The sequence below is a fragment of the Occallatibacter sp. genome, from assembly GCF_049802275.1.
Classification (GTDB): domain Bacteria; phylum Acidobacteriota; class Terriglobia; order Terriglobales; family Acidobacteriaceae; genus Telmatobacter.
This window is the reverse complement of sequence record NZ_JBARMD010000375.1, coordinates 1-5,613: the sequence shown is the minus strand read 5'-3', so window position 1 is coordinate 5,613 and position 5,613 is coordinate 1. Positions and strand designations below refer to the sequence as shown.

Below are 5,613 nucleotides of genomic sequence, written 5' to 3'. Positions count from 1 at the left end.
GCCATCTGCGCCACGGTGCCCGGTCCTACAGACGCAATCAGTTGATTGAGCATGCCGGCTTTCTGCTCGCCATTCGACTGGCTGAACAGGTTGCCTATCATGCTGCCGAAGGCAGGAGTCTGGTCCGACTTGAACATCGCGGAAAGTCCGTCTGCAATCGCGTTCGGCGAGGTGGTTTGTGCGACTTGATCGAAGTGCTCTGTTGCGTTCTCGGGGTTGGGAGTCGAGCCGCCTGTGTACTGTTTCAAAACATTCGTGACTGAATCGAGTAAGGTCATAAGCGATCTCCTGGGGGTAGGTCCGCTACCGAAGGGTAAACTTGCGCTAAGGAAATTCAGGTACGGTCCTGAAGCGCTTCCCCGTACCACAACTGGCGGTGACGCGAACAATGCCGGCCTTGCTGAAGACGTACGTGCTTAGCTTGAAAAAGTCATAACCAGCTTGCACTGCATTGATTCGGTTTTCTTCATGGAAAGCCAGCAGAGCTTTGGAAATCGCGGTTCGAAGAGCGCTGGTAGCTCTGGTAGTTCGTGCCTCGAGGGGAACCGCACGAATTGACGTTTGGGTCCCTGACAGTTTTGACAGCTGCAGCTACAAGGCTAGAGTGAGACTTGCACACTTGATCTGAGTGACCGACGTGCGATCACTTACGATCACTTGATTCTGAGATTTTGTTCCTCCGCTGAGCGGTCGTCAAGCCCATAGTGAGGATTCTTGAAGGTTTAACGGAAGCACGCCCCAAGGATCCGTGAACTTCGAGTCATATGAAGTCCCTCGCTATAAACGCCGTAGCTCGGAACGATACAATCCAACCTAGCGCTTGAAGGAAAATCGCAGAGCAAACGGGGAGATTTTTCGCATGGGGTATCAGGTTCTGGCTCGCAAGTATCGTCCGCAACGATTTGCCGACGTCGCCGGCCAGGATCACGTCACGCGCACGCTGCTGAACGCGCTGACGCAGAACCGCATCGCGCACGGCTATATTTTTTCGGGCCATCGCGGTATTGGCAAAACCACCATCGCGCGCATCCTGGCCCAGGCGCTGAACTGCCGAACCGAGATCGGCTCCGCGCAGCGTCCTACGCCGGAGCCTTGCGGCGTGTGCGATTCCTGCGTCGAAATTCGTCAAGGGAATGCTGTGGATGTGATCGAGATAGACGCGGCCACCAACCGGGGAATCGACGAGATCCGCGAACTGCGCGATGCAGCCCGTTACGCACCCGCCCGGGACCGCTACAAGATCTACATCCTCGATGAAGCGCACCAGATCACCGAGGCAGCCTTCAATGCGCTGCTGAAGACTCTGGAAGAGCCGCCGCCGCACATCATCTTCATGATGGCGACGACGGAACCGGAAAACATCCCGCAGACCATCCGCTCACGTTGTCAGCATTTCAGCTTTCACGCCGTCAAGTTCGACGATATTCGTGCGCAGCTCAAGATGATTGCGGGGCTGGAGGAAGTGGAAGCCGAAGAAGGCGCCCTGGCGCTGCTGGCCGAGGCAGGCGACGGATCAATGCGCGACGCGCTTTCAATCATGGACCAGGCCATTGCATCCGCACCGTGCGATGCGAAAAACCGGCCAGTGCTCTCCACTGCGCAGATTCGCGAACTGATGGGCTCGGTGCCCAATACGGTCTTCGAACACCTGCTGGAGGCGGTCGCCGCCGGTGAAAGCGCTCCTCTGATGACGCAGCTGAATGATTTGCTCAACGCTGGGCATAGTCCGCAATCGCTGGCTAGGCAGATGGTTCGCTACCTGCGGAACGCGTTGATGGCGAAGCTGGGCGGCGAGCAGACAGAACTCCTGCAGATCTCCGCCGATGAACGCGCCCGTGCTGCACGCACCGCGTTACTCTTCGGCGAAGAGGAGATTACGCGCAATCTGCAGATCATGCTCAGGACCTTCGACGATCTCAATTACCGGCAGGAACAGCGCTTTCATCTTGAGCTAGGGATGATGAAGCTGGTGCATGCCCAGCGATTGCTACCGCTGGAGGAGTTACTCAGCGGAGTGGCGAGCGGAGCGCCTGTTCGCAGCGGCGGATCGTCGGCTCCGCGGTCTGCGCCGTCACCCTCACGGCCTTCTTCACCGACCACCTCATCGCCCAGGAGTGTGGCGCCACCGCGGTCGCCGTTTGGATTCTCGTCTGGTTCACAACCCGTGATGCAGCCGACCGTGCCCAGGATTGAAAGCAGCGCTGTAATCGTTGCTCCAATCGAAATTGCTCCGATCATCGCTCTCCCACCCGCTGCACCCGCACCAGCCACTCCACAGTCGTCCAGGCCGCAGGCTGGGTTTGCAGAGCCCTTTGCGAACGGCTCCTCCCATGAATCTGCTGCTGTTGAAAGCGCAGCGCTGAACAGTGCTGCAAAACGCGCGGATAGCCCTTCTGCCGAGTCTGTGCAGCGAGCCATCATCGCCGCGCTGGCCGAGGCCGGACACGCTTCCGCTTCGACGCTTCTTTCAACGGCCCGCTTCACGCTGGAAGCAACCAGCTTGAGGGTTGAGGTCCCCGGCATGGGCAAGAAGATGCTTTCGCTTACCGTGAATGCAGCTGCGGAGAAAATCTTCAAGCAGGAATTGCAGCGTCTGGGAGGGCCCGCTCGGTTTATGGTCATCCCCGGAGAAGGCGTCGCATCTACATCTTCGGTGAGTGCGCCGGTCGAGGGCAGCATTCAGCAAGCGGCGCTCGAGCACCCGATGGTGCAGCGCGCGAAGGAACTTTTTAACGCTGAAGTGCGCAGTGTGGTTGACCTGCGCACCAAATAGGGCTGAGGAGGCCGCGATGATCAATCCCCTTAAGATGGCCGAAATGCTCTCCCAGGCCAATAAGATGCAAGAGGACATGCAACGCAGACTCGCGCAAACGGTAGTGGAAGGCTCGAGCGGCGGCGGCGCGGTCACGGCCACCATGAACGGCAAGAAAGAATTGATCAGGATCAAGATCGATCCTTCGGCTGTGATCAGCCTCAGCGGTTCGAATCCAGATGTCGAGATGCTTGAATCGCTCATTGTCGGTGCAGTCAACGATGCCGGGCATAAGGCGGATGAGGCGATTCAATCGAGCGTAAAAGGCGCACTTGGCGGACTGAATCTCGATATCCCCGGGCTTAGCTAAACCCGATCTGTCCCGCGCTAAGGTAGATTTTCATTTGAGTCGACGTTCTGTCTTTGGGGGTCACGATGACGTTTGAGATCAATCGCAGAAGTTTTCTGCGTCTCGGGATGGCGACCGGCGCAGCATCGCTTGCACCGCGCTGGGTCTTTTCCCAGGCCGCGCAGCCGGCTGCGCCGACAGACCGGCTTGCGCAAATGCGCGCGGCCGGCGCCACAACGCCGATCAAGACTACGAAACTTTACGACAACATCTGGCTGCTGCAGGGCGCAGGCGGCAACATGGCGGTTCAATCCGGCAAAGACGGCATCATCTTGATTGATTCGAGCTTTGCGACGGCGGTTCCTCACATTCGTGAAGCAATTGCCGCGGTGAGCACCGATGCGCCGCATGCGCTCGTCAATACCCACTGGCATGTTGACCATGTCGACGGGAACGAAGGCATGCACGCGGCCGGATACCATGTGATAGCCCACGAGAAAACAAAGACGCGCATGGCTGAGCCCGCAGAGATGAAGCTGTTCCACATGTCGATTCCTGCCTATCCTGCGGGCGCTCTCCCCAGCACTACGTTTGCCACAACAATGAGCCACAAGCACAATGGCGACACTGTCGAGCTGGTTCACTATGATCCGGCCCACACCGATACCGACATTTACGTTCACTTTCAGAATGCGGATGTGCTGCATTGCGGCGACATTTTCTTCAACAAGACATACCCCTTCATCGACGAAGGCACCGGGGGCTCGATCGGCGGCACTATTTCAGCAGCACAGAAGTCTTTAGCACTCGCCGGTGAAAAAACAAAGATCATCCCCGGCCACGGCCCACTCGGCGACAAGGCCGAACTCAAGAGCTACATCGACATGCTTTCGGCGGTACGCGACAAGGTGGCTGCGCTCAAGCAATCCGGCGCCAGTGAGCAAGAAGTGGTCGCAAAGAAGCCAACCGCCGATCTCGATCCGAATTGGCTGCACGGCGGCTCTCCCGACATGTTCGTTGGAATCGTCTATCGTACGGTGTAACGGCAAAACCAGAGAAGGCGAGGCCTGTTGCGTGTTCTGGAAGGTCGGCACTCCCTGATGGTCGCGCCGACTTTGCTTTTTGGGCTTCGAAACGAGATATCTCTGGTTTTGCGATAGGAGGAAGTCGCTGTGGCACGCTATGCCGAGCCCATGGCCCGGCTCATTGACGAATTAAAGAAGCTTCCCGGGGTGGGAACCAAAACTGCCCAGCGCTTCGCCTTCCACATTCTGCGCTCCGGTGACGAAGACGCTTCGGCACTGGCCGAGGCAGTGCGCGGGCTCAAGGCCAGTCTGCGGCTTTGTTCCATCTGCAACAACATTACGGATATCGATCCCTGTGCCTATTGCGCCAGCCCGACTCGCAATCAAAGGCTAGTCTGCGTGGTTGAGGAGCCGACCAACATTGACGCCGTGGAACGAAGCCACTACAGCGGCGTTTATCACGTACTGCACGGCACACTCTCACCGCTCCATGGAATTGGTCCGGATCAACTGCGGGGCCGCACTCTCATGCAGCGCGTCGAGCGTGGCGAGGTCGATGAGGTTATTCTTGCCACCAGCCCTACCCTCGAGGGTGAAGCCACGGCGAACTGGCTGGCCGGCGCCCTGCGCGAATTCAAAGTGCGCATCACGCGGATTGCCACGGGAGTACCTGCAGGCAGCGACATTGAATATGCAGACGAGGTCACCATGGCGCGAGCCATGGAAGGCCGCCATGAGATGAAGCCCTGATCAGTGAAAAGCCGGATTAGCTGCGCAGCCGGGTCAAAAGATCCTGCGGATGCACGGGCTTGGCAAGAATCTCAAATTCATAGCCCTGTGCCCGCGCCTTTTCGAGGAGATCGGCAGTAGCAGCCTGCCCTGAGAACAGCAGGATTTTGATTTTGGGAAGCAGAGCGCGTATCTGGATGGCCGCGTCAATGCCGTTCAAATCGGCCATGATCACATCGGCGATCAGCATGTCGGGGGAATAGCTCGAAGCGGTTTCGAGCGCTGCCTCGCCAGAGTACACGGCTCTCGCCTGAAAGCCGCTCTGGTTCAAGATCATCGCGAGCGTATCGGCGATGACGCGTTCGTCATCAACTACTAGAACTTTGGGCTTAACGTGATTATCGGGCATACACTCCTGAACGCCAAATGGGGATGGCACAAAGCCTTTCAGTCGAACGCGCCGCCATAGCGAAGCCGAAAAGCACCGCTTACGGTACGATCAGCTCGGTGAACTCGTTGTTAGGATAACATCCTCGGACTAGCACAACGAGCGGCCATTCATGGCCCGGCTTTCCAGTGTAAGGGCGCCTCTAACAATACGCAAGATTGCCAATCTTTCTCTTTAAATCGCTCTAGCCTTTGACGCGCTCCCTGCCGGAAGATTGCACCAATCTTGCAATTTGCTTGGGTAGACCGCGTCGCGCTGGCGGAACTCCGGCAAATGCGTGGACTGCGGTACTCTAAACGCGGGTTGTTCC

6 protein-coding genes are annotated in these 5,613 nt (G+C 57.8%); 4 read left to right on the top strand and 2 right to left on the bottom strand.

The features are described from left to right. On the bottom strand, positions 1 to 278 hold a 278-nt coding region (locus WA354_RS13150; RefSeq protein WP_472813468.1), incomplete at its 3' end, for a hypothetical protein. Positions 279 to 859: 581 nt separating this feature from the next. On the opposite strand from WA354_RS13150, the gene dnaX reads away from it, so the two are divergent. The 4 genes from dnaX to recR all read left to right on the top strand — a co-directional run bounded on the left by dnaX (position 860) and on the right by recR (position 4,876). Continuing rightward, positions 860 to 2,773 carry a DNA polymerase III subunit gamma/tau gene (gene dnaX, locus WA354_RS13145; protein WP_472813467.1) on the top strand — a complete coding sequence of 638 codons (1,914 nt, stop codon included), beginning with the start codon at positions 860 to 862 and terminating at the stop codon, positions 2,771 to 2,773. Between the two features lie 16 nt (positions 2,774 to 2,789). After that, a complete protein-coding gene (locus WA354_RS13140) occupies positions 2,790 to 3,122 on the top strand; it encodes a YbaB/EbfC family nucleoid-associated protein (RefSeq protein WP_472813466.1) in 333 nt (110 codons plus the stop codon). A 65-nt stretch (positions 3,123 to 3,187) separates the two neighbouring features. Next, a complete protein-coding gene (locus tag WA354_RS13135) occupies positions 3,188 to 4,144 on the top strand; it encodes an MBL fold metallo-hydrolase (protein ID WP_472813465.1) in 957 nt (318 codons plus the stop codon). 129 nt (positions 4,145 to 4,273) lie between these two features. Further along, positions 4,274 to 4,876, top strand: coding sequence for a recombination mediator RecR (gene recR, locus WA354_RS13130; RefSeq protein ID WP_472813464.1), 603 nt, complete (start codon positions 4,274 to 4,276; stop codon positions 4,874 to 4,876). Positions 4,877 to 4,892: 16 nt separating this feature from the next. Here recR and WA354_RS13125 read toward each other — a convergent pair whose 3' ends face one another. Further along, the gene (locus WA354_RS13125; RefSeq protein ID WP_472813463.1) at positions 4,893 to 5,264 is read right to left on the bottom strand and encodes a response regulator; all 372 of its coding nucleotides are present in this window, start codon (positions 5,262 to 5,264) and stop codon (positions 4,893 to 4,895) included. Positions 5,265 to 5,613: the final 349 nt, after the last annotated feature.